Source organism: Klebsiella sp. RHBSTW-00484 (assembly GCF_013705725.1).
In the GTDB taxonomy this organism is placed as follows: Bacteria; Pseudomonadota; Gammaproteobacteria; order Enterobacterales; family Enterobacteriaceae; genus Klebsiella.
Window position 1 is genome coordinate 5,106,545 of the sequence record NZ_CP055481.1, and the last position, 25,314, is coordinate 5,131,858.

The 25,314-nt window shown below is 53.0% G+C and carries 21 protein-coding genes; 7 read left to right on the plus strand and 14 right to left on the minus strand.

Annotated elements, in window-relative coordinates; translation table 11 throughout:
- Window positions 1-25: 25 nt before the first annotated feature.
- From murG to leuO, 14 genes are all read right to left on the minus strand, one after another.
- Window positions 26-1,096, minus strand: a complete 1,071-nt coding sequence (gene murG, locus HV213_RS24030) for an undecaprenyldiphospho-muramoylpentapeptide beta-N-acetylglucosaminyltransferase (RefSeq protein ID WP_181483598.1) — start codon at window positions 1,094-1,096, stop codon at window positions 26-28.
- Window positions 1,093-2,343: a cell division protein FtsW gene (ftsW, locus tag HV213_RS24035; protein ID WP_110272557.1), complete on the minus strand. Its 1,251-nt coding sequence runs from the start codon at window positions 2,341-2,343 to the stop codon at window positions 1,093-1,095. The genes murG and ftsW overlap by 4 nt, the downstream gene beginning before the upstream one ends.
- Window positions 2,343-3,659, minus strand: a complete 1,317-nt coding sequence (gene murD / locus HV213_RS24040; RefSeq protein WP_181483599.1) for a UDP-N-acetylmuramoyl-L-alanine--D-glutamate ligase — start codon at window positions 3,657-3,659, stop codon at window positions 2,343-2,345. The genes ftsW and murD overlap by 1 nt, the downstream gene beginning before the upstream one ends.
- 2 nt (window positions 3,660-3,661) lie before the next feature.
- Entirely contained in the window at window positions 3,662-4,744 is a 1,083-nt protein-coding gene (gene mraY / locus HV213_RS24045; protein ID WP_181483600.1) for a phospho-N-acetylmuramoyl-pentapeptide-transferase, read from the minus strand.
- Complete coding sequence (gene murF, locus HV213_RS24050) at window positions 4,738-6,096, minus strand: UDP-N-acetylmuramoyl-tripeptide--D-alanyl-D-alanine ligase (RefSeq protein WP_181483601.1); 1,359 nt, start codon at window positions 6,094-6,096, stop codon at window positions 4,738-4,740. The genes mraY and murF overlap by 7 nt, the downstream gene beginning before the upstream one ends.
- Complete coding sequence (gene murE / locus HV213_RS24055; protein WP_181483602.1) at window positions 6,093-7,580, minus strand: UDP-N-acetylmuramoyl-L-alanyl-D-glutamate--2,6-diaminopimelate ligase; 1,488 nt, start codon at window positions 7,578-7,580, stop codon at window positions 6,093-6,095. Before murE ends, murF begins: the two co-directional genes overlap by 4 nt.
- Window positions 7,567-9,333 (minus strand): peptidoglycan glycosyltransferase FtsI, encoded by a 1,767-nt coding sequence (locus tag HV213_RS24060; RefSeq protein WP_181483603.1) that lies wholly within the window; start codon window positions 9,331-9,333, stop codon window positions 7,567-7,569. The genes murE and HV213_RS24060 overlap by 14 nt, the downstream gene beginning before the upstream one ends.
- Before the next feature lie 15 nt (window positions 9,334-9,348).
- Entirely contained in the window at window positions 9,349-9,714 is a 366-nt protein-coding gene (gene ftsL / locus HV213_RS24065; RefSeq protein WP_110272563.1) for a cell division protein FtsL, read from the minus strand.
- On the minus strand, window positions 9,711-10,652 hold the full coding sequence (gene rsmH, locus HV213_RS24070; RefSeq protein WP_112215531.1) for a 16S rRNA (cytosine(1402)-N(4))-methyltransferase RsmH: 942 nt from the start codon (window positions 10,650-10,652) through the stop codon (window positions 9,711-9,713). Before rsmH ends, ftsL begins: the two co-directional genes overlap by 4 nt.
- A gap of 1 nt (window position 10,653) precedes the next feature.
- Window positions 10,654-11,112 carry a division/cell wall cluster transcriptional repressor MraZ gene (gene mraZ / locus HV213_RS24075; protein WP_110272565.1) on the minus strand — a complete coding sequence of 153 codons (459 nt, stop codon included), beginning with the start codon at window positions 11,110-11,112 and terminating at the stop codon, window positions 10,654-10,656.
- 639 nt (window positions 11,113-11,751) lie between these two features.
- Window positions 11,752-12,756, minus strand: a complete 1,005-nt coding sequence (gene cra, locus HV213_RS24080) for a catabolite repressor/activator (RefSeq protein ID WP_112215532.1) — start codon at window positions 12,754-12,756, stop codon at window positions 11,752-11,754.
- A 180-nt stretch (window positions 12,757-12,936) separates the two neighbouring features.
- Window positions 12,937-13,428: an acetolactate synthase small subunit gene (ilvN, locus tag HV213_RS24085; protein ID WP_110272568.1), complete on the minus strand. Its 492-nt coding sequence runs from the start codon at window positions 13,426-13,428 to the stop codon at window positions 12,937-12,939.
- Between the two features lie 2 nt (window positions 13,429-13,430).
- Window positions 13,431-15,155, minus strand: coding sequence for an acetolactate synthase 3 large subunit (gene ilvI / locus HV213_RS24090; RefSeq protein ID WP_181483604.1), 1,725 nt, complete (start codon window positions 15,153-15,155; stop codon window positions 13,431-13,433).
- Window positions 15,156-15,546: 391 nt separating this feature from the next.
- Complete coding sequence (gene leuO, locus HV213_RS24095; RefSeq protein ID WP_181483605.1) at window positions 15,547-16,515, minus strand: transcriptional regulator LeuO; 969 nt, start codon at window positions 16,513-16,515, stop codon at window positions 15,547-15,549.
- Window positions 16,516-17,120: 605 nt separating this feature from the next.
- Between leuO and leuL the strand changes: the two genes are divergently transcribed.
- From leuL to HV213_RS24130, 7 genes are all read left to right on the plus strand, one after another.
- A complete protein-coding gene (gene leuL, locus HV213_RS24100) occupies window positions 17,121-17,207 on the plus strand; it encodes a leu operon leader peptide (protein WP_110272571.1) in 87 nt (28 codons plus the stop codon).
- Between the two features lie 95 nt (window positions 17,208-17,302).
- Window positions 17,303-18,874 (plus strand): 2-isopropylmalate synthase, encoded by a 1,572-nt coding sequence (gene leuA, locus HV213_RS24105; RefSeq protein WP_110272572.1) that lies wholly within the window; start codon window positions 17,303-17,305, stop codon window positions 18,872-18,874.
- Window positions 18,874-19,965 (plus strand): 3-isopropylmalate dehydrogenase, encoded by a 1,092-nt coding sequence (leuB, locus tag HV213_RS24110; protein ID WP_110272573.1) that lies wholly within the window; start codon window positions 18,874-18,876, stop codon window positions 19,963-19,965. The genes leuA and leuB overlap by 1 nt, the downstream gene beginning before the upstream one ends.
- A 2-nt stretch (window positions 19,966-19,967) precedes the next feature.
- Complete coding sequence (gene leuC, locus HV213_RS24115) at window positions 19,968-21,368, plus strand: 3-isopropylmalate dehydratase large subunit (RefSeq protein WP_181483606.1); 1,401 nt, start codon at window positions 19,968-19,970, stop codon at window positions 21,366-21,368.
- An 11-nt stretch (window positions 21,369-21,379) separates the two neighbouring features.
- Window positions 21,380-21,985 carry a 3-isopropylmalate dehydratase small subunit gene (gene leuD, locus HV213_RS24120; RefSeq protein WP_181483607.1) on the plus strand — a complete coding sequence of 202 codons (606 nt, stop codon included), beginning with the start codon at window positions 21,380-21,382 and terminating at the stop codon, window positions 21,983-21,985.
- A 410-nt stretch (window positions 21,986-22,395) separates the two neighbouring features.
- Window positions 22,396-24,429: an oxidoreductase gene (locus HV213_RS24125; protein WP_181483608.1), complete on the plus strand. Its 2,034-nt coding sequence runs from the start codon at window positions 22,396-22,398 to the stop codon at window positions 24,427-24,429.
- 10 nt (window positions 24,430-24,439) lie between these two features.
- On the plus strand, window positions 24,440-25,303 hold the full coding sequence (locus HV213_RS24130; RefSeq protein WP_110272577.1) for a shikimate dehydrogenase: 864 nt from the start codon (window positions 24,440-24,442) through the stop codon (window positions 25,301-25,303).
- Window positions 25,304-25,314: the final 11 nt, after the last annotated feature.

Sequence of the window (25,314 nt, forward strand, 5' to 3'; positions counted from 1 at the left end):
ATTCGGACGGTGATATTCACCGCGATTAGCGCGCCAGTGCTGCGGCGCTGACTTCTTCTGCTACCCTCTCGGTAGCGTCCGGAATCGAGGCTCTACGCGCTCGCTCCGCCATATCCAGCAGCGTTTCGCGATCCCAACCGGCCAGGACTTGCGCGACGGCATCCACGGTAAATTGCGGTTGTTCGAGAATCTTCGCTGCGCCCGCTTTCTCCAGCGGAAGTGCGTTCCAGTACTGCTGCCTGTCTTTGTGCTGGAAAGGCACAAACAGCGCCGGTAAACCTGCGGCGGCAATTTCGCTCACCGTCAATGCGCCGGAACGACACACAACAACATCGGCCCAGGCATAAGCCGCCGCCATGTCGTCAATAAACTCAGTTACTTTATGCTGCGGCTGTCCAGCATCGGTATAAGCCCGCTGCACGATTTCCTGACCACCTTTACCGCTCTGGTGCCAGATGGTGACAGAAGAGCCGAGCTTCGCCGCCACCTGCGGCATCGTCTGATTCAGTACGCGCGCGCCCTGCGAGCCCCCCACGACTAATACGCGAATGGGCCCCTGACGCCCGGCTAAGCGTTGTTCTGGCAACGGCAGCGCGAGGACATCGGTACGAACCGGGTTACCAACAACATCGGCATCCGGAAAAGCGCCAGGAAACGCCTGCATCACCTTTTTAGCAATTTTTGCCAGCCACTTGTTGGTCAGGCCAGCGATCCCATTTTGCTCATGCAGTACGACTGGAATACCCAGCGACCAGGCCGCCAGACCGCCGGGACCGGAAACGTATCCGCCCATCCCCAGCACCACATCCGGCTGAAAACGCTGCATGATCGCCCGCGCCTGACGCCAGGCGTTGAAAATACGGACCGGCGCCAGCAGCTGCGCCTTCAAACCCTTGCCACGCAGGCCGGAAATCTGGATGAAATCAATCTCAATGCCGTTTTTCGGCACTAAGTCCGCTTCCATACGATCCGCGGTGCCCAGCCAGCGAACCTGCCAGCCCTGGTCTATTAAATGGTGTGCAACCGCCAGTCCCGGGAACACATGCCCGCCGGTACCGCCCGCCATCACCATTAACCGCTTTTCCTGACCGCTCATCGAACACCCCGTGTAAACGCCTGGGCTTTTTCCAGACGCGTTTCGTAATCAACTCGTAACAGCAACATGATGGCCGTCGACATAATCAGCAAACTGGAACCACCGTAACTAATCAGCGGCAGCGTCAGGCCTTTAGTTGGCAGCATACCCGCCGCCGCCCCAACGTTAACCAGCGCCTGGAAGCTAAACCAGATCCCGATAGCACAGGCCAAAAAACCGGAAAAACGGTGGTCAATCTCCAGTGCTTTACGGCCAATAGACATGGCGCGAAAAGCGACGAAGAATACCATTAAAAGCGCAAGCACCACACCGATATAACCGAGTTCTTCGCCGATAATGGCGAAGATGAAATCGGTATGCGCCTCGGGTAAATACTCCAGTTTCTGCACCGAGTTACCCAAGCCCTGCCCCCACATTTCACCGCGACCAAAAGCCATCAGCGACTGAGTTAGCTGGTAACCACTGCCGAACGGATCTTCCCACGGGTTCCAGAAGGAGGTCACGCGGCGAATACGATACGGTTCGGCGAGAATCAGCAGCACGACCGCCGAAATCCCCATCCCAATAATTGCGATAAACTGCCACAGCTTGGCTCCCGCGAGGAACAGCATCGCCAGGGTCGTGACAAACAGTACGACCACGGTCCCCAGGTCAGGCTGAGCCAGCAGCAAAATCGCCAGTACGAAAATCACGCCCATCGGTTTTAAGAAGCCGCGCAGGTTGTTACGCACTTCGTCACCTTTGCGCACCAGGTAGTTGGCGATATAACAGAACAGCGACAGCTTGGTAAACTCCGCAGGCTGAATACGCAGCGGCCCCAGCGCAATCCAGCGCGATGCCCCGTTAACCGAGCTGCCGACGACAAGCACGATCAGCAGCATCACAATAGAGGCGATCAGCATCGCGGTACTATGGCGCTGCCAGAACTCCATCGGCAGACGCAGCGTCACCATCGACAGCCCTAACGCCAGCAAAATGTATAGACCATCACGCTTGGCGAACAAAAACGGATCGTTGGCCAGGCGCTGCCCCACCGGCATTGAAGCCGAGGTCACCATGATGAAACCGATAGCGGCCAGGCCAAAGGTCAGCCACAGCAGCATTCGGTCATACATCACCAGGCTATCGGTATCTTTCTGACGCGACCCCATCACCCAGCCTTTCATCGCAGCGAACAGCCAGGTGAAAATAAACATTCCCGGCAGTCTCAGCCGTGGCATTTTCAGGCGCGGGAGTGATAAACGCATCAGCCTAACTCCTTCGCCAGACGAGCAAAGATATCGCCGCGTTGTTCAAAACTCTTAAACTGGTCCAGGCTGGCACATGCAGGCGACAACAGCACCATATCGCCGGGAACAACCTGCGGCGCTATCTCGCGCATCGCTTGTTCCATAGTTTCAGTTTGTACTGCAACATCCGGGCGAAGCGCTGCCAGCTGTGCACCATCGCGGCCAAAGCAGTACAGACGGATATTGTCGCCGGTCAGGTAGCGACTTAACGGTGTGAAATCAGCCGATTTCCCATCGCCGCCTAACAGCAGATACAGCGTCCCTTCAAGATGGAGTCCGTTGAGCGCAGCCTCGGTGCTGCCAACGTTGGTCGCTTTGGAATCATTAATCCAACGCACACCGTTATGTTCCAGTGCCACCTGAAAACGGTGCGCCAGGCCGGTAAAGGTCGTCAGCGCTTGCAGGCTGCTGGCGCGCGGAAGTCCTGCGGCATCCGCCAGCGCCAGCGCCGCCAGAGCGTTACTGTAGTTGTGCTGGCCGCTAATCTTCATCTCTTTGACGTTAAGCACTTTCTCGCCTTTGACGCGCAGCCAGGTTTCCCCCTGCTGGCGGTTCAGGTGATAGTCACCAACGTCAACGCCGAAGCTGATGCAGCGCTCGTCAGCGCCGCGTACCGGCATGGTCAAGGCATCATCGGCATTGACGATACAGGCCTGTGCATTTTCATAAATACGCAGTTTGGCAGCGCGATACTGCTGCAGCCCCAGCGGATAACGGTCCATATGATCTTCGGTGACGTTAAGAATGGTCGCCGCAACGGCCCGAAGGCTGGAGGTGGTTTCCAGCTGGAAGCTGGAGAGTTCAAGGACATACAGCTCGCGTTCATCATCCAGCAACATCAGCGCTGGCAGGCCAATGTTGCCTCCTACGCCAACGTTAACGCCCGCGGCCTTCGCCATTTCCCCAACCAGCGAGGTCACGGTGCTTTTGCCGTTGGAACCGGTGATAGCGACAATCGGTGCCTGCGCTTCGCGGCAGAACAGCTCAATATCGCCGACAATTTCCACACCAGCATCAGCCGCCGCGCTCAGGGAAGGATGCGCCAGGGCAATACCAGGGCTGGCGACAATCAGATCGGCCGTCAGCAGCCAGTCACCGTTCAGACCGCCGACATAGCGCTCAACGGCTTCCGGCAGTTTATCCAGTCCAGCAGGCGCGACGCGGGTATCCATCACCCGAGGCGTGACGCCACGAGCCATGAAAAAGTCCACGCATGACAGGCCGGTCATACCCAGCCCAATAATGACGACTTTTTTACCCTGATAATCTGCCATGATTAACGTACCTTCAGCGTCGCCAGGCCAATCAGCACCAGCATCAGCGAAATAATCCAGAAGCGCACGATAACGCGCGGTTCCGGCCAGCCCTTCAATTCATAGTGATGGTGAATCGGCGCCATACGGAAGATGCGCTGTCCGCGCAGCTTGAAGGAGCCGACCTGCAAAATCACCGATAACGTTTCTACGACGAAAACGCCGCCCATAATCACCAGCAGGAACTCCTGGCGCAGCAGCACGGCGATGATGCCCAGCGCGCCGCCGAGGGCCAGCGAGCCAACATCACCCATAAAGACCTGTGCCGGGTAAGTGTTAAACCACAAGAAGCCCAGACCCGCACCGACAATCGCCGTACAGACGATCACCAATTCACCCGCATGACGCAGATAAGGAATGTGCAGATAGCTGGCAAAGTTCATGTTACCGCTCGCCCAGGCCACCAGCGCAAAGCCCGCCGCCACAAACACGGTTGGCATAATCGCCAGACCATCAAGGCCATCGGTCAGGTTGACCGCATTACCCGTACCAACGATGACAAAATAGGCCAGCAGGATATAGAACAGACCCAACTGCGGCATCACGTCTTTAAAGAATGGGACCACCAGTTGAGTCGCTGACGTATCTTTGCCCGCCATATACAGCGCAAAGGCGACACCAAGCGCAATCACTGACATCCAGAAGTATTTCCAGCGGGCGATAAGGCCTTTGGTATCCTTGCGCACCACTTTGCGGTAGTCGTCAACGAAGCCGATGATGCCATAGCCGATCAGTACGGTCAGCACGCACCAGACGTAAGGGTTGGACGGATAGGCCCACAGCAGTACGGAGACAACAATAGCGGTCAGGATCATGATCCCGCCCATCGTCGGAGTACCGCGCTTGCTAAAGTGTGACTCCGGGCCATCGTTGCGCACAACCTGGCCGAAAGAGAGTTTTTGCAGACGGGCGATCATGCGCGGTCCCATCCACAGAGAGATGAACAGCGCGGTCAGCAGGCTGACAATGGCGCGAAACGTCAGGTAGGAAAAGACGTTAAAGCCTGAATAATATTTGACCAAATGTTCGGCCAGCCATACTAACATGTTCCGTTCTCCTGTAATGCGCGTACTACCACTTCCATGGCGGCACTACGTGAACCCTTCACTAAAATGGTCATAATTTTGTGTTCTGCAATAAGCTCGCGCAGTCGAGCTAACAGCGCGGCCTTCTCGCTAAAATGTTCGCCAACACCGCTGGCACTGCTGATATCTGAACTCAACGTTCCGACGCTCAACACGCAATCGAGACCAGCCGCTTTCGCCGCCTCGCCCACCTGACGATGGCACGCTTCGCTTTCTGCGCCGAGCTCCGCCATATCGCCAACAACCAGCACCCGATAGCCCGGCATCTCAGATAAAACCTGCACCGCCGCGGTCATCGAGCCGACGTTTGCGTTGTATGAATCGTCCAGCAGGAGCTGGCTGTCGGTCAGTTGGATCGGAAACAGACGCCCCGGTACCGCCTTCAGATCCCGCAGCCCGGCTTTGATCGCCTCATGAGTTGCACCAACCGCCATTGACAGCGCAGCGGCGGCCAGCGCATTGGCGATGTTGTGACGACCCGGCAACGGCAGCAGTACATCAACGCTGCCCGTAGGGGTTTGCAGGGTAAATTCAGTACCGTGCGAGGTCACATGAACATTGGTCGCCGTAAAATCGCTATTGGCAGCATTCGGCGAGAAACGCCAGGTTTTACGCTCGCCAATCACGCTTTGCCAGCTCAGCCAGTCATTGTTATCGGCATTCATAATGGCAATGCCATTGACCGGCAGACCGGTATAAATTTCACCCTTGGCTTTGGCAACACCTTCCAGCGAACCAAAACCTTCAAGATGCGCGGCAGCAAGATTGTTGACTAACGCGGCTTCAGGGCGCGTCAGGCTGACGGTCCAGGCTATTTCGCCCTGGTGATTAGCACCTAATTCGATAACCGCGTAATCATGTTCTTTGGTCAGGCGCAGCAGCGTCATCGGAACACCGATATCGTTATTCAGATTGCCTGCGGTATACAGCGTGTTGCCACACTGGCTGAGAATCGCGGCGGTCATCTCTTTGACCGAGGTTTTCCCGGAAGAACCAGTTAGTGCAACAACTCGCGCCGGAACCTGCTGGCGCACCCACGCGGCCAGTTCGCCGAAGGCCAGACGCGTATCTTTCACTATCACCTGCGGCAAATCACACGCCAGTTGATGACTGACTAACAATGCGCCAGCACCTGCGGCTTTTGCCTGTTCGGCAAAATCATGCGCATCAAAGCGCTCGCCTTTCAGTGCCACGAACAGGCAGCCTGCTGTGATCTTGCGGGTATCTGAAGTAACTTCATCAATCGCCACATCGCTACCGCGCAGTTCACCGCGCGTCACGTCGGCAAGCTGGCTGAGAGTCAAGCGAATCATGCTACCGCTCCCAGCAGACGCGCCACGGTGAGGCGGTCAGAGTAATCTAGTCGGCGATTGCCGACGACCTGGTAGTCCTCATGGCCTTTACCTGCCACCAGCACCACATCGTTTTCTTTTGCCTGCATTACCGCGTTGGTGACCGCTTCCGCACGACCTTCCACCGCTTTCGCATGGCCCGCATCTAGCATGCCAGCGAGGATATCGTTGATGATCGCCCGCGGCTCTTCAGTGCGCGGATTGTCATCGGTGACAACCACGATATCGGCAAACTCTTCGGCGATAGCGCCCATCAGTGGGCGCTTACCTTTGTCGCGGTCTCCGCCGCAGCCAAACACACACCACAGCTTGCCGCTACAATGCAGACGCGCTGCCTGCAGCGCTTTTTCCAGGGCGTCAGGCGTATGGGCATAATCAACCACAACGGTCGGTTTACCCGGCGCGCTGAACACTTCCATGCGCCCGCAAACCGGTTGCAGACGAGAAGCGGTTTTTAACAGTTCAGCCAGCGGATACCCCAACGCCAGCAGCGTTGCCAGCGCCAACAGCAGATTACTGACGTTAAACGCGCCCATCAGGCGGCTTTCGATCTCACCGTTGCCCCAGTTGGATTCAAACTGAATGGTTGCGCCGCTATCGTGATAATTCACAGCGGTTGCTTTGAGCCAGCGACCCCGGCAGTTCGGATTAATATGGTTTTCCATTGAAACAGCAACCGCATCCGGCAGCTTCGCCAGCCAGCGGCGGCCCACTTCATCGTCAGCGTTGACGATCGCCTGGCCGCAATGATGCGTTGAATAGAGCAGCCATTTCGCCGCTTCGTAATGCTCCATGTCGCCATGGTAATCGAGGTGATCGCGGCTCAGATTAGTAAAGACCGATGCGGAAAACTTCAGCGCGGCAACGCGATGCTGCACCAGGCCATGGGAGGAAACCTCCATCGCGGCAAACGTCGCCCCCTGCCCTGCCAGGCCGGAGAGTACGTGCTGCACATCCACCGCAGAACCGGTAGTATTTTCTGTTGGGATCACGTTCTCTAGCAGGCCATTGCCTACCGTACCCATCACCGCACTGGTTTCGCCAAGCAGTTGCGCCCATTGCGCCAACAGTTGAGTAGTGGTGGTCTTGCCGTTCGTCCCGGTAACGCCAACCAGGCGCAGCTGTTCCGAAGGCTGATGGTAAAAACGCCCGGCCAGCGCGGATAAGCGCTCATTGAGCTGGCTCAGGTAAATAACCGGCACGCCGTGCATCTCACGGATTTCGCCGTCATCAGCCTCATCTTTGGCCTCAGCAATAATGGCAGCAACACCTTGCGCTATCGCCTGCGGGATATAACGACGCCCGTCCGCCTGATGACCCAAAACCGCGATAAAAAGATCGCCAGAAGCAGCCACCCGGCTGTCCAGCGTCATTTCCCGCAGAATTCGCTCCGGCGCATTTGGCACCCACGGAGCGAGAAGGTCGCGCAAATTACGATCTGCCACCTGTTCCCTCGCCTTGATTAATGACTAATTCACTTTTCTCAGCCGTTGCCAGCGCATCCGGCTCGATGTTCATGGTGCGCAGTACGCCGCCCATGATGGCACCGAAGACCGGCGCGGAAACGGCGCCGCCGTAGTATTTACCCGCCTGCGGGTCGTTGATCACCACCACCAGCGCGAAACGCGGATGGCTGGCGGGCGCAACGCCTGCGGTGTAAGCAATATATTTGTTGATGTAGCGACCATCTGGTCCTACTTTCTTCGCGGTACCGGTTTTAATGGCGATGCGATAGCCTTTGATCGCCGCCTTCACCCCGCCGCCGCCGGGCAGCGCCACGCTCTCCATCATGTGAACAACGGTACGAACGAGTGATTCCGGGAAGACGCGCTCGCCCGGAACCGGTGGATCAACTTTGGTAATCGACAGCGGGCGATAGATGCCATAGCTGCCAATCGTTGCGTAGACTCGCGCTAACTGTAACGGCGTTACCATTAGCCCATAGCCGAAAGAAAAGGTGGCCCTCTCTATGTCAGACCACCGTTGTTTTTGAGGATATAAGCCACTGCGTTCTCCGACCAACCCCAAATTGGTCGCTTTTCCAAGTCCAAAACGTGAGTAAGTATCTACTAACGCTGAGGACGGCATCGCTAACGCCAGCTTAGAAACACCGACGTTACTCGACTTCTGTAGTACCCCGGTCAGGGTCAATTCGCTATAGCGCGCCACGTCTTTAATCTCGTGGCCATTAATTCGGTATGGGACAGTATTAAGTACGGTATTTTCGTTAACGATACCGCGCTGGAGCGCCGTCATTACTACCATCGGCTTCACCGTTGAACCTGGTTCAAACACGTCGGTGATGGCGCGGTTACGCATGGTATCTTTGGCGGTACCGGCGAAATTATTCGGGTTGTAAGAGGGGCTATTGGCCATCGCCAGCACTTCGCCGGTGCTCACATCAACCAGAACCGCAGTGCCTGACTCCGCTTTGTTAAACGCCACGGCATTATTCAGCTCGCGGTAAACAAGTGCTTGCAGGCGTTCATCAATACTCAATGCCAGATTATGTGCCGCCTGGCTGTCGGTAGAAGAGATATCTTCAATCACGCGGCCATAGCGGTCTTTACGCACGACACGTTCGCCAGGCTGGCCGGTAAGCCACTTATCGAAACTCTTCTCGACGCCCTCAATCCCCTGGCTATCCACGTTGGTGAAGCCAATAAGGTGAGCGGTTACTTCTCCTGACGGGTAGTAACGGCGCGACTCTTCACGCAGATGAATCCCCGGTAGCTTCAGCTTGCGGATGTAATCGGCCATATCAGGGTTCACCTGACGCGCCAGATAGATGAAACGCATTCGCGGGTTGGTATTAATACGCGATGCCAGCTGATCCAGCGGCATATTCAACGCATCGGCCAGCGCTTTCCAACGATTATCCAGCGTGACGCCGCCAGCATCGTGTAGCTCTTTCGGGTCAGCCCAAATCGCTTTTACCGGCACGCTCACCGCCAGCGGGCGACCAGAGCGGTCGGTAATCATCCCACGCGCGGTGGAAACTTCCTGTACGCGCAGAGAGCGCATATCGCCCTGGCGTACCAGCATATCCGGGCTAATCACCTGCAGCCAGGCCACGCGGCCCAGCAGGAAGCCCAGCGCCAGCAGAATACAGCCGCATAACAACGCAAAACGCCAACTGACAAAGTTGGCTTGTTCTTCCTGACGTTTTGCTTTTGGCGTTTTCGGCGCTGCTTTCATGCGTCGCAATAATCCTTATTTCTGTACAACGATATTTTCTTGTGATGGATCAACGTGTTGCATCTGCAACTTCTCCGTCGCGATCCGCTCAACCCGACTGTGATCGCCCAAGGCGTTCTCTTCAAGGATCAGGTTGCGCCATTCAATGTCCAGCGCGTCACGTTCCAGAACCAGTTGTTCACGCTGTGCCGTTAACAGGCGAGTATGGTGCGCCGTTGTCACCACCGTAATCGCCGTAACAATGATGCAAATGAACAGACAGAGTGGCAGCTTCCCAAACCGCAGAAGGTCGTCTCCGATCACGCCAGGCAAAGCATGGCGCTCGTTGCTTCCAATCGACCCTTTAACCTTGCTTAGGGCTTCTGTCACTCTGCCGATCATGCGTTCGTCCTCTCTGCAATACGCAGAACTGAACTACGGGCACGAGGATTTTCAGCTACCTCTTCTTCACCCGGCATCAACTTGCCTAGTGCTCTTAACTCACGGCCGCCCAGTTTTTTGAGCTGCTCTTCGGTCATCGGTAATCCAGCCGGAACCTGCGGACCGCGGCTTTGTTCACGCATAAAGCGCTTCACAATACGGTCTTCCAGCGAATGGAAACTGATGATTGAGAGCCGCCCACCTGGAGCCAGCACGCTGAGCGAGCTTTTTAGCGCCTGCTCTATCTCCTCCAGTTCACTGTTCACCCAAATGCGCACCGCCTGGAAGGTACGGGTCGCGGGATGTTTGAATTTGTCCTTTACCGGGGTGGCGGCCGTCACAACTTCCGCCAACTCTTTAGTTCGCGTCATCGGCTCCACACGGTTGCGCTCAACAATGGCGCGGGCAATACGTTTACCAAAACGCTCCTCGCCAAAGGTTTTAATCACCCAGGCGATATCGGCTTCATCGGCGGTTTGTAGCCACTCGGCGGCAGATTGACCGCGAGTTGGATCCATGCGCATATCCAGCGGGCCATCGCGCATAAACGAAAAACCGCGTTCAGCGTCATCAAGTTGCGGAGAGGAAACGCCAAGATCGAGCAGAATCCCATCGATCTTGCCAGTAAGTTCGCGCTCGCTAACATAATCAGCAAGCGCAGAGAAAGGACCATGAATGATGGAGAAGCGCGGATCATCGATGGTCTTCGCGACGGCGATAGCCTGCGGATCGCGATCGATTGCCAGCAGACGTCCCTCCGCTCCCAGTTGGGAGAGAATCAGACGCGAGTGACCGCCGCGACCAAAGGTTCCATCAATGTAGATACCATCCGGACGAATATTCAGGCCGTTGACGGCTTCATCCAGAAGTACCGTAGTATGTTTAAAATTTTCCATCATTTTACAAAGACAAGTCCTGCAGGCGCTCCGACAGTTCCCCGGATGCGGACTGCTCAGCGTCAATATCTTCCTTGACCCGTTGATACCAGGTCGTTTCATCCCACAGCTCAAATTTATTGAACTGCCCGACCAGCATCACTTCTTTTGTCAGCCCGGCATGTTGCCGCAGCACCGGGGCAATCAATAGTCGCCCGGCATTATCCATCTGACATTCGCTGGCATGCCCCAGAAGCAAACGCTGCACGCGCCGCTCAGTGGGATTCATGCTCGATAAACGCGACAATTTTTGCTCGATGATTTCCCATTCGGGCAAGGGGTAAAGCAGCAGGCATGGGTGATGAATGTCAATGGTGCAAACCAATTGACCGGAAGCGTCCTCGATCAGCCCGTCGCGGTAACGCGTCGGTACGGCCAGACGGCCTTTGCTGTCAAGATTGACTAACGTTGCCCCTCGGAACATGCCAGCCTCACCCCTTTTCGCCACTTTAACCCACAAATTCCCACAAGAAGGAGTTTACGGAGCGGAGGAAAAGCTTGTCAAGCCAGCACGGATGCTAACAGAGCTCAAAAACCCATTATTTACAGCCGATATTCACCCTGATGGAAAATCACCCAACAAACGAAGCAAATTAACGTTATGAATATCGGCAAGAAAACAACCAACAAACTTGTAACAGTTAAAAGCAGCAAAATATCTTCGCGGGGAAAATATAAAGTGTCAGTTTGCGACGCGAGCGGCATTTTAGGCCATTCTGATGTCTGTTAACAGCACCAGTTGTTGTCATAGAAGCACGTTTGCCGCGGGGTACAGAGGAATGAGGGGGAGCACGGGCATAAAATGATTGTTAATTCAGCAAATAACCAAATGAATGTAACAAAATAATACGAATAAAAACCTGAGGCGCTTTTCATGAACGCACTTGATACAAAAAGGCAATGGGTCCTAATAAAACAAAAATAATACGTAAAGAAGTTTAGGGATTTGTCTGAAAGATATTCAGCCAAAAAATATTTACGTCATTTGTTCGGATTATCGCCAGACGTGTATCCGTCTGGCGAACAACCTGCGAATAATCCTAACTGCATACTGCCGATATGTTTAACGACGGTTCAAACTACCACGACGATACAGATTGCGCCGGATGCGACTCAAGCCCGGCTTTGGTTTGCGCGGTTCATCAAGGCTAGCGAGCACAATCTCCAGTACTCGTTCAGCAACATCACGATGGCGCTGAGCAACGGCTAACACCGGACACTGAAGGAAATCCAGCAGCTCATTATCGCCAAAAGTCGCAATAGCCAGTTCAGAAGGCAGCTTCCCTTCACGACGCAGCGTGACATCCATCACCCCCTGCAACAGCGGAAATGATGTCGTGAACAGCGCCTGCGGCATTGGATGCGTTTCCAGCCACTTCTCGAATAGCTGTGCCGCTGCTTCGCGTTCATAGCTGTTGGCGTAGAGGTAATTCACCTCTCGCGGATCGTCTTTCCACGCCGTACGGAAGCCCTGCTCGCGCAGGAAGCTCACCGATAGCTCCGGTAACGCACCAAGATACAGTACCGTTTCAGCAGGAAATTTACGTAATTCTGCGCCGAGCATTTCAGCATCGTCCTGATCGGCACCAACAACGCTAGTAAAGTGTTCACGATCGAGCGCCCGGTCAAGGGCGACAATCGGGAAGGAATCATTGGCCCAGCGTTGATAGAACGGATGTTCAGGCGGTAGCGAGGTAGAAACGATAATGGCATCAACCTGACGCTGTAGCAGGTGCTCAATACAGCGCATTTCGTTATCCGGTTGATCCTCAGAACAAGCAATCAATAACTGATAGCCGCGCTGACGCGCCTGACGCTCCAGGTAATTAGCGATGCGCGTATAGCTGGTATTTTCCAGATCCGGAATGACCAGACCAATGGAACGCGTGCGTCCTGCACGCAAGCCCGCAGCGACCGCATTCGGGTGATAGTTGTGCTCACGAACAACCGCCATCACCTTTTCAACAGTCTTATCGCTAACGCGATACTGCTTCGCTTTACCGTTAATCACATAGCTAGCGGTGGTTCGCGAGACACCGGCCAGCCGGGCGATTTCATCCAGTTTCACAATTGCCCCTTGGGTAATAAGTACAGAACATAACCATTCTTCAGGTATGGATTCATTTTTATAACATCTAAGCGCAGAAAAGTGAGCACAGCAACCGCTTTAGTCCACAGTTCCCACCGATTTCGCAAAAAAATAGCCCGACAGGCGGTGTCGGGCTATTTTTACATCAGTTTCAGCGACTCAACGCATGATTTTGTCGCCGCGCGACAATCCGACCACGCCGGAGCGAGCCACTTCCACAATTCGCGCAACATCGCGCAGTGAAGCCAGGAACGCATCCAGCTTGTCGCTAGTGCCCGCCAGTTGAACGGTATAAATAGACGGCGTCACATCGATAATTTGCCCACGGAAAATCTCCGTGTTGCGCTTGACCTCATCGCGCCCATAACCGCTGGCCTGGACTTTCACCAGCATAATTTCTCGCTCAACGTGCGCACCCTGCCCAAGCTCGGTAACGCGTAAAACGTCCACCAGCTTATGCAATTGCTTTTCTATTTGCTCGATCGCTTTCTCGTCGCCAACGGTTTGAATCGTCATCCTGGACAGCGTAGGATCGTCCGTCGGTGCTACCGTCAGGCTTTCAATATTGTAGCCACGCTGCGAAAAGAGGCCGATCACGCGGGATAATGCACCCGATTCATTCTCCAGCAATACTGATAATATCCGGCGCATAATCAGGTCCTCTCCGTTTTGCTCAGCCACATCTCGTCCATACCGCCGCCGCGAATCTGCATAGGGTATACATGTTCGCTGCCGTCAACCATCACATCAACAAAAACCAAGCGATTGTTGCGTACTTGCTCCAGCGCTTCGGCCAGCTTCGCTTCCAGCTCTTGTGGGTCGCTAATACGAATCCCAACATGACCATAGGCTTCCGCTACGCGGGCAAAATCGGGCAGCGATTCCATATAAGATTGTGAATGGCGGCCAGAATAGAGCATATCTTGCCACTGCTTAACCATCCCGAGATAACGGTTGTTCAGATTCAGTACCAACACAGGAAGATCGTATTGCAACGCGGTGGACAGCTCCTGAATATTCATCTGAATACTGCCATCCCCCGTCACACAAACAACCGTTTCTTCCGGCAGCACCATCTTCACGCCGAGCGCTGCAGGTAGGCCAAATCCCATGGTCCCCAGCCCGCCGGAATTAATCCAACGCCTTGGTTTGTCGAAAGGATAATAGAGTGCGGCAAACATTTGGTGCTGACCAACATCGGACGTCACGTACGCATCGCCGTTAGTCAGACGCCAGATAGTCTCGATAACCGCCTGCGGCTTGATCTTGCCGCTTTGGGTGTCATATTGCAGACAATGACGCGCGCGCCACTGCTCAATCTGCTGCCACCAGTCGCGAATTTCATCTAACGGCTGCAGAGACTCCTCGTGTTCGAGTAGCTCCAGCATTTGTTCCAGCACCAGACGCGCATCACCAACGATAGGAACATCGGCGGGAACGGTCTTTGAAATCGAAGTGGGATCAATATCAATGTGCAGTACCGTCGCGTTCGGACAGTACTTTGCCAGATTGTTCGTCGTACGATCGTCGAAGCGCACGCCAACAGCGAAAATCACATCAGAGTTATGCATGGTCATGTTGGCTTCATAGGTGCCATGCATACCTAACATCCCTAATGCCTGCTGATGCGATGCAGGAAAAGCGCCCAGCCCCATCAGCGAAGAAACGACGGGCAGCTTCAGTTTCTCAACCAGGGTATATAGCTGCGGTTCACATTTCGCATTAATCGCCCCACCGCCAACATAAACGACCGGTTTTTTTGCCGTAATCAGCGTTTGCAGCGCACGTTTAATCTGCCCTTTATGGCCCGTTGTCGTCGGGTTATAGGAGCGCATGCTGACCGTATCTGGCCAGGTGTAAGGCAGCTTTTTCGCCGGGTTCAAAATATCCTTCGGCAAATCAACCACCACCGGACCAGGACGTCCACTCGCCGCCAGCCAAAAGGCTTTTTTTAGGACACCAGGGATATCTTCGGTTTGCTTAACCAGAAAGCTGTGCTTCACCACCGGTCGGGAAATCCCCACCATATCGCACTCCTGAAAAGCATCGTAACCAATCAAAGAGGTCGCGACCTGTCCGGAAAGAATCACCAGCGGAATAGAATCCATGTAGGCCGTCGCAATGCCGGTAATCGCGTTCGTGGCTCCTGGCCCCGACGTCACCAGCACCACACCGACTTCGCCTGTCGCACGGGCCAGGCCATCAGCCATATGAACAGCGGCCTGTTCATGGCGAACCAGAATATGATCGATACCACCAAGGGTATGTAACGCATCATAGATATCGAGGACTGCGCCCCCGGGGTAACCGAACACTTGCTTGACGCCCTGATCGACTAGCGACTGGACGACCATCTCGGCTCCTGACAACATCTCCATGGTTTGCCTCCCGGCTTATTGTTTTTAACGACAGCGGAATCCAATTTCCGCGCGCTCGCACAATACGAAGCAAAAAGGCTCCGCAGTGAGGTGAATAGACTGCATGCCTTTACCATAACTGCTCGCCAACGGGCAGGCAATTAGCCACCGCCGCCACACTGCAAGCATTAATAGAAGAAAAGAAAGATTCTAAGAAGAAAAGCGGTGAAAAACTTCAGGGATAAGAAAATATGATGGTCAATACTCGGATAAAATTACCAACTACAGTAAATCATCCATTTTTCATCTGATGTCGATGGCCACCGGCGAGGATAAACAGAATAAAATTCTGCATTTGATGACTTTTGTCACACAAAGCAGGAGCCGAAGCCCCCGTTTGTTTAGCGACAATTTAGCGCTGGCAAATACTCGTCAGTAATTCTTCCATCCACTGATGGCCTTTATCACGGCCCGCTGCTTCGTGCCAGGAGAGATAGCAGGTGCGGCTATTCACTTTCAGCGGCAAAGGTAATATTTGTAGATCCAGCTTATCGGCAAATTCAGTCGCCAGCCAGCGTGGTGCAATTGCAACCATGTTGGTCTGCGAAACAACATTTAATACGCTGACCATCGCATTTCCCTGATACGCAATGCGAGATTGTTTATCTGCAGAGTCATACCATGGCTGGCTAAATGATGCATAGCGATCAAGAGCAACAACAGCATGTTCTTCCTGATAAATATCATTTTCCATCAATGGCCCAGAAATACGTGGATGCTTCCGGCTGGCCACCAGCACCATTTCATCTTTAAATAATGGAACACAAGCAAACTCAGGACGACGAAACTCTTCATAACCAACAACGAATTCAATTTCCTGATAACGCAATTGATGCTCAGTGTTTTGATTCAATGCAGATTTAAAAACCAAATGAATGTTCGGCGCAATTTCGCCAACTTTATTAAAGATAACGGAAGTCAAATAGTTATCTAACGGGCTGCAGACACACAGATTGAAAACACGTTCGCTACTGAGCGGCTCAAAGCCAGAGCCTGGTAATTCATTTTGCACTAATTGCAGTGCCTGACGTACTGAGCCAAATAGCTGGAAAGCACGCGCAGTAGGCTGGATGCCGCGTCCGTAGCGAACAAACAGCTCATCATTAAACATCACTTTTAAACGTGATACCGCATTACTGACCGCTGGTTGGGACATTCCCAAAGAATGTGCCGCACGGGTGATGTTTTGTTCCTGCATCACCGCATCAAAAACGGTAAGTAGATTGAGATCAACCATACGCAGTTGAGGTTTAGTGATCTCTGCCCCTGGGGCAGCTTTATATTCAGTACCTTCAATTAACATATCTAACTCCACTGTCACGCTAAATTCCCTTTGCCAAAGTGCAGTAATTAATTCTGAGAATATCATTTATCATGCATATGACATTTGCAAAAGGGCAAAGATGAATTTTAGGAATATATCAAGGTTATGAGTGGCGACGAAAAATCCGCGCGATTGAAAGTACCGAAACCACTTAAACCATATCGTTTACTTGATGACATTAAGTTTACCCATAAATATTAAAAATAAACAACAACAGTAGCGGTTAACTATAATTTAAGCACTATTAAAGTATCTATTTAAGCCACCCTTAAAGTTAACGTTTATTTATCATTGATAATCTATCCATATTCACACAAAAACATTCATACAATAAATAAATTCATAATTTTCATTAAGATATCATCTAGCCACAACGCACAGAAAATGAGAGCGTAAGTGAAAAGAAAACTTATCAAATGTTGACAGTCACACAGCGAGGAGCAACATCCAAAAAAGGATCATCGGTCAAAAAGCGCGATCTCTAGCACAATTAGCTAATTCACTGCTCAGGCAAAAAGACGTTTTCTTCTTCCGAGTGTTGACATTAAACGCCATATCCAGTAACTCTAAAAGCATAACGATTTCATTTGGAGTATGACGCAATGATTTGCACCACTCGCTTCCTCAGCCTACTACTACTAAACGCATCCATTTTGCGCGGTAGGCTGTTGGGCGACGTTCATCGTTAAGTCATCTTCCAGCAAGACTATAAAACCCGCGCCGATGCGCGGGTTTTTTTATGCTCGTCAGCAAGGCGCCCGGACACAGACTAAGGATTTAAACCATGAGCCAGCAAGTCATTATTTTCGATACAACCTTACGTGACGGCGAACAAGCCTTACAGGCCAGCCTGAGTGTGAAAGAGAAGCTGCAAATTGCTCTGGCCCTGGAGCGTATGGGCGTTGATGTGATGGAAGTCGGTTTTCCGGTCTCTTCTCCGGGCGACTTTGAGTCCGTACAAACCATCGCTCGCAACATTAAGAACAGTCGCGTTTGCGCGCTGGCCCGCTGTGTTGAAAAAGATATTGATGTAGCAGCAGAATCTTTAAAAGTGGCCGAGGCGTTCCGCATTCATACTTTTATCGCCACCTCACCGATGCATATCGCCACCAAGCTGCGCAGCACCCTGGACGAAGTGATTGAGCGCGCGGTGTATATGGTGAAGCGCGCACGTAATTACACTGACGACGTTGAGTTTTCCTGTGAAGATGCTGGCCGTACGCCAATTGCCGATCTGGCGCGCGTCGTCGAAGCCGCTATCAACGCTGGCGCAACCACTATCAACATCCCGGACACCGTTGGCTACACCATGCCGTTCGAATTCGCCAATATCATTACCGGTCTGTATGAACACGTTCCTAATATCGATAAAGCGATTATCTCCGTCCACACTCATGACGATTTAGGCATTGCGGTCGGTAACGCCATCGCTGCGGTTCACGCCGGCGCTCGTCAGGTTGAAGGCGCAATGAACGGCATCGGCGAGCGCGCAGGTAACTGCTCGCTGGAAGAAGTGATCATGGCTATCAAAGTGCGCAAAGACATCATGGATGTGCACACCCGCATTAATCACAACGAAATCTGGCGCACCAGCCAGACCGTTAGCCAGATTTGTAATATGCCGATCCCCGCGAACAAAGCCATCGTCGGTACCGGTGCCTTCGCTCACTCCTCCGGTATTCACCAGGATGGTGTGCTGAAGAATCGCGAAAACTACGAAATCATGACGCCGGAATCTATCGGTCTGAACCAGGTTCAGTTGAACCTGACTTCTCGTTCAGGCCGTGCCGCGGTGAAACACCGTATGGAAGAGATGGGCTATAAAGAAAGCGACTACAACATGGATCATCTGTATGACGCTTTCCTGAAGCTGGCGGATAAAAAGGGCCAGGTGTTTGATTATGATCTGGAAGCTTTAGCCTTCATTAACAAGCAGCAAGAAGAGCCAGAACATTTCCGCCTGGACTACTTCAGCGTCCAGTCCGGGTCCAGCGATATCGCGACCGCGTCCGTGAAGCTGGCCTGTGGTGAAGAAACAAAAGCTGAAGCCGCCAACGGCAATGGCCCGGTAGATGCCATTTATCAGGCAATTAACCGTATCACCGGCTATGAGGTTGAGCTGGTTAAATACGACCTGAACGCCAAGGGTCAAGGCAAAGATGCGCTGGGTCAGGTGGATATCGTGGCTACCTACAACGGACGTCGCTTCCACGGAGTGGGTCTGGCAACGGATATCGTGGAATCATCCGCGAAAGCCATGGTTCACGTCCTGAACAACATCTGGCGCGCCGCCGAAGTCGAGAAAGAATTGCAACGCAAAGCTCAGAATAAAGAGAACAATAAGGAAACCGTGTAATGTCGAAGAATTACCATATTGCTGTTTTGCCAGGTGATGGTATTGGCCCGGAAGTCATGAACCAGGCGATGAAAGTACTGGAAGCTGTTCGCAACCGTTTTGATATGCGCATTACCACCAGCCAGCATGACGTCGGCGGCATCGCCATCGACCGTCAGGGCACCCCGTTACCACAGACGACCGTAGAAGGCTGCGAGCAGGCTGATGCGATTTTATTTGGTTCCGTTGGTGGCCCGAAATGGGAACACCTGCCGCCTGCAGAGCAGCCGGAGCGCGGCGCGCTGCTGCCGCTGCGTAAACACTTCAAATTATTCAGCAACCTGCGTCCAGCCAAGCTGTACCAGGGTCTGGAAGAGTTCTGCCCGCTGCGTGCGGATATCGCCGCCAACGGTTTCGATATTCTGTGCGTTCGTGAACTGACCGGCGGCATCTACTTCGGCCAACCAAAAGGCCGTGAAGGCAGTGGTCAGCACGAGAAAGCGTTTGATACCGAGGTGTATCACCGTTTTGAGATTGAGCGTATCGCTCACATTGCGTTTGAGTCTGCCCGCAAACGTCGTCACAAAGTCACTTCTATTGATAAAGCCAACGTGCTGCAGTCCTCAATTTTGTGGCGCGAAATCGTCAGTGAAATCAGCAAGCAGTATCCCGACGTTGAACTGGCGCATATGTACATCGACAACGCCACCATGCAGCTGATTAAAGATCCGTCTCAGTTCGACGTTCTGCTGTGCTCCAACTTGTTTGGCGACATCTTGTCCGATGAGTGCGCCATGATCACCGGTTCTATGGGCATGCTGCCATCCGCCAGCCTCAACGAGCAAGGTTTCGGCCTGTACGAACCAGCCGGCGGCTCCGCTCCGGATATCGCAGGCAAAAACATCGCTAACCCGATCGCGCAAATCCTGTCGCTGGCGCTGCTGCTGCGCTACAGCCTGGATGCCGATAACGCGGCAACGGCAATTGAGAATGCAATCAACCGTGCATTAGAAGAAGGCGTGCGTACCGGCGATTTAGCTCGCGGTGCGGCAGCGGTCGGTACCGATGAAATGGGCGATATCATTGCCCGCTATGTCGCTGAAGGGGTGTAATCATGGCGAAGACGTTATACGAAAAATTGTTTGATGCTCATGTCGTTTATGAAGCGCAAAACGAAACCCCGCTGTTGTACATCGACCGTCATCTGGTCCATGAGGTTACCTCGCCGCAAGCATTTGATGGCCTGCGCGCCCACAACCGCCCGGTACGCCAGCCGGGTAAAACTTTCGCCACCATGGATCACAACGTTTCAACGCAGACCAAGGACATTAATGCGTCCGGCGAAATGGCGCGCATCCAGATGCAGGAACTGATTAAAAACTGCAAAGAGTTTGGCGTTGAACTGTATGACCTGAATCACCCATATCAGGGAATTGTCCACGTAATGGGTCCGGAACAGGGCGTTACCCTGCCGGGCATGACTATCGTTTGCGGCGACTCCCACACGGCGACTCATGGTGCATTCGGTGCGTTGGCCTTCGGTATCGGCACCTCAGAAGTTGAGCACGTGCTGGCGACCCAGACCCTCAAGCAGGGTCGTGCTAAAACCATGAAAATTGAAGTCAAGGGTAAAGCGGCTCCAGGCATCACGGCAAAAGACATCGTACTGGCGATTATTGGTAAAACCGGCAGCGCTGGCGGTACTGGTCACGTTGTCGAATTCTGCGGCGAAGCCATTCGTGATTTAAGCATGGAAGGTCGTATGACCCTGTGCAATATGGCCATTGAACTGGGCGCCAAAGCGGGCCTGGTAGCGCCTGACCAAACGACTTTTGACTATGTGAAAGGCCGTCTGCACGCGCCGAAAGGCCAGGATTTTGACGATGCGGTCGCATACTGGAAGACCCTGACCACCGACGATGGCGCGACTTTTGATAGCGTTGTCACTCTGCAAGCAGAAGAGATTGCCCCACAGGTCACCTGGGGAACAAACCCAGGCCAGGTTATCTCCGTTACCGACATTATTCCGGACCCGGCATCATTCGCCGATCCGGTAGAACGTGCGAGTGCTGAAAAAGCGCTGGCGTATATGGGTCTGAAGTCTGGCGTGCCGTTAACTGAAGTGGCGATTGATAAAGTCTTTATCGGCTCTTGCACCAACTCTCGCATCGAAGACTTACGTGCCGCAGCGGAAATCGCTAAAGGTCGCAAAGTGGCTCCGGGCGTTCAGGCGCTGGTTGTGCCAGGTTCTGGTCCAGTGAAGGCGCAGGCCGAAGCGGAAGGCCTGGATAAGATCTTTATTGAAGCCGGTTTTGAATGGCGTCTGCCGGGTTGCTCCATGTGCCTGGCAATGAACAACGATCGCCTGAACCCGGGAGAGCGCTGTGCATCTACCAGCAACCGTAACTTTGAAGGCCGTCAGGGCCGTGGCGGACGCACCCATTTGGTCAGCCCGGCAATGGCCGCAGCGGCAGCCGTTACCGGCCATTTCGCCGACATCCGTAGCTTGAAATAAGGAAACTCATCATGGCAGAGAAATTTACCCAACATACCGGCCTGGTGGTTCCGCTGGATGCCGCGAACGTGGACACCGATGCAATCATTCCAAAGCAGTTTCTGCAAAAAGTCACTCGTACCGGCTTTGGCGCACACCTGTTTAACGACTGGCGCTTCCTTGATGACAAAGGTGAGCAGCCGAACCCGGAGTTTGTGCTGAACTTTCCTGAATACAAAGGGGCGTCGATTCTGCTGGCGCGAGAAAACTTCGGCTGCGGCTCCTCACGTGAGCACGCACCGTGGGCGTTGACCGACTATGGTTTTAAAGTCGTTATCGCCCCAAGCTTTGCCGATATCTTCTATGGCAACAGTTTCAACAACCAGTTGCTGCCGGTCACCTTGAGCGACGAACAGGTCGATGAAATGTTTAAGCTGGTTCAGGCGCAGCCAGGCATCAAATTTGAAGTTGATCTGCAAGCTGAAGTGGTTAAAGCGGGCGATAAAACCTACAACTTTAAAATTGATGCTTTCCGCCGTCACTGCATGCTCAATGGTCTGGACAGCATCGGCTTGACGCTGCAGCATGAAGATGCAATCTCTACTTACGAGAATAAACAACCCGCCTTTATGAATTAAAACCACGCGCAGTTCACCTCTCAGCCCGGCCTTTGCGCCGGGCTTTTTTGTTTTCCTCAGCAGAAAAATGAGATCTGGTGCACATATATCGATATTGCTCAACCTGATATATAGAAATTTTTAAAGCCAGGAAAATAAATATTTATCAATTGGGCATTTATTCAATCATTCCCACACTTTTTTTGTGTCAATTCACAAGTACAAGTAAAAAATCGATTGAGATATTTAATATAAGAATACAAACATGTAAATAAAACGTTAATTCCATAGAAGCACACTATAGCTCCACGCAAAAAAAAGCATTATTTTTCTATTGGACGCCTCGTTATCTTTCCCCACAGAGAAATATTAACTTTGGACAGGCCAGGATCGCCGTACGGCGACCATCAGGCATCCAGTGGAGAGAGCATATGAGCCACTACCCCCACCTTTTTTCCCCGTTGACCATTAACGGGATGACCATAAAAAACCGTATCATCATGCCGCCAATGGGGACTAACCTGGCCAGCCTGAACGGTGAAGTCACTCAGGAACAGATTGAATACTATGAGTTACGCGCGCGTGGCGGCACCGGACTCATCACTATCGAAAATATTTGTATCGATTTTCCTTTCGCTTCTAATGGCACAACGCAGCTGCGTATCGATAACGATCAATATATTCCGCGACTGTTCAAATTAACCGAAACCCTGCATAAACACGGCGCCTGCGTCGGTATCCAATTAAACCATGCCGGCGCTTCAGCTTATGCTTATCGTCTGAATGGTGAAATGCCGCTTTCTTCTTCCAGCACACCATCGAAAAAGAATGGCAATATTCCGCGCCCGATGACACGTGATGAAATTTATCACGCCGTGAGTAAATTTGGCGATGCCGCAGAGCGCGTACGCCGGGCAGGTTTTGACTGTGTGGAAATTCACGCTGGTCACTCTTATTTAATTAGCCAGTTTTTATCGCCGCTGTTTAATAAACGCACCGATGAATTTGGCGGCAGTATAGAAAATCGCGCCAGAATATTAACCTTAATTGTTGATAAAGTGCGCGCCTGCGTAGGGCCACGTTTTCCGGTGAGCTTACGTATTAGCGCTGATGATTTCTTAGAAGGCGGAAATACGCTCGAAGATTCGCTGCGCATCCTCGAACTGTGCCAGGAAAAAGTGGATATTATCAACGTCTCCGCAGCACAAAACGACAACCTGAATTTCCAGATTGACCAGATGTCTCTGGAGGATGGCTGGAAGCGTTATCTCTCCCGTGCAGTTCGCGACAAATTCCACAAACCAACGGTTATTGCAGGCAACATTCGTTCACCAAAAGTCGCCGAAGATATTATCGCCAGCGGTGATGCCGACCTGATTGCGATTGGCCGCGGGCTTATCGCCGAGCCAGAGTGGGTACAAAAAGTCCAGAGCGGTAACGAGCGCCTGATGCGCAAATGCATCTCCTGCAACATTGGCTGCGCGGATCACCGCATCGCCCGCTCTCGCCCGCTGCGTTGCTCTATCAACCCGGATATTATCCACGGCGACGCTTACAAACAGCAGCGTGTGAACCGCGACACCAACGTGGTGGTCATCGGCGCTGGCACGGCGGGAATGGAAGCGGCCTGTACCGCGGCCGAAGTCGGCTGCCACACCTGGCTACTTGAGGAAAAACATAGCATCGGTGGGCTGGCCAGTGAGATCTCTCTGTTGCCAGAGAAAAAGCGTATTGCCGATTTCCCGCAGTTTATGAAAAACCGTATCGCCTCGCTGGATAACCTGATGCTACAGGTCGGCAAACGCGCCACTGTTGAATCGGTTTCCGCTCTGCGCCCCGATCTCATTGTGAATGCGACCGGCTCGGTTCCCCTGCTGCCGCCCATTGAAGGTCTGCGCGAAAACATTGATGTCGAAGGCGGCAGCGTCTTTTCGATTACCAATATGATTCATCATCTGGACCAGTTTGCCGATGCGAAAGGTAAACGCATTGCCGTCGTCGGCGCAGGTGCCGTTGGTCTGGACGTCATCGAGTATTTCTCCGCACGCGGTGCCAGCGCAGTACTTATCGAAATGCAGGAGTCAGCGGGCCGCGACCTGGACATCATCACTAAAAATGCCATGTTGACCATGCTTGATGAACATCACGTGGAACAGCACATGCAAACGCAGTTGGTTGCCGTTACTCCAACGCACTTCACAGTTAAAAACGCGGATAGCACCTTTGACATTCCTTTTGATTACGGCTTCGTCTGCCTGGGAATGCGCGCCAATACCACCGGTCTCAATGAGATTGAACAATGGGCCAGAGCCAATAACGTAAAAATAATGAACATCGGCGACAGCCTGATGGCCCGGCGAATCATTGATGGCGTGCGCGAGGGGCGCAACGTGCTGGACACCCTGGAAGACATGGGTGCTCTGGGTAACCGCGAATCAACAAAAATTCCATTTCTAACATATTGAGGATTTTATCATGGCAGAACGTATTACTGGACACACTGAGCTGATTGGCCTGATTGCAACTCCGATTCGCCACAGCATGTCGCCGACAATGCATAACGAAGCCTTTGCCAAACTGGGGCTGGACTATGTTTACCTGGCTTTTGAAGTCGGTAATGAGGAGCTGAAAGATGTCGTACAGGGCTTTCGGGCGCTAAAACTGCGCGGCTGCAACGTCTCTATGCCGAACAAAACCGAGATTTGCCAGTATCTGGATAAACTCTCCCCGGCAGCAGAACTGGTTGGCGCGGTGAATACCGTGGTGAACGACAACGGCGTGTTAACGGGTCACATCACCGATGGCACCGGCTATATGCGCGCGCTGTCTGAAGCAGGCATCGATATCATCGGCAAAAAAATGACCGTATTAGGCGCAGGCGGCGCGGCAACCGCGCTCTGCGTACAGGCCGCGCTGGATGGCGTCAAAGAGATCTCCATCTTCAACCGTAAAGATAAATTCTTCGCCAACGCAGAACAAACCGTCGCCAAGATCCGTAATAACACCAACTGTGCGATCCATCTGTTCGACCTGGACGATCATGACAAACTGCGCGCCGAGATCGACAGCAGCGTCATTCTTACTAATGCGACCGGCGTTGGCATGAAACCGTTTGAAGGCCAGATGCTGCTGCCTGACGACAGCTTCCTGCGTCCGGATCTGATCGTTTCTGACGTGGTTTATAACCCGCGCAAAACGTATCTGCTGGAAGTAGCTGAGAAAAAAGGCTGCCGCACCATCAACGGTCTGGGCATGATGCTCTGGCAAGGTGCGCGTGCTTTTGAAATCTGGACGGGCAAAGAAATGCCGGTTGAACACGTCAAAAGTATCCTTTTTTAAGGATGGGGCGC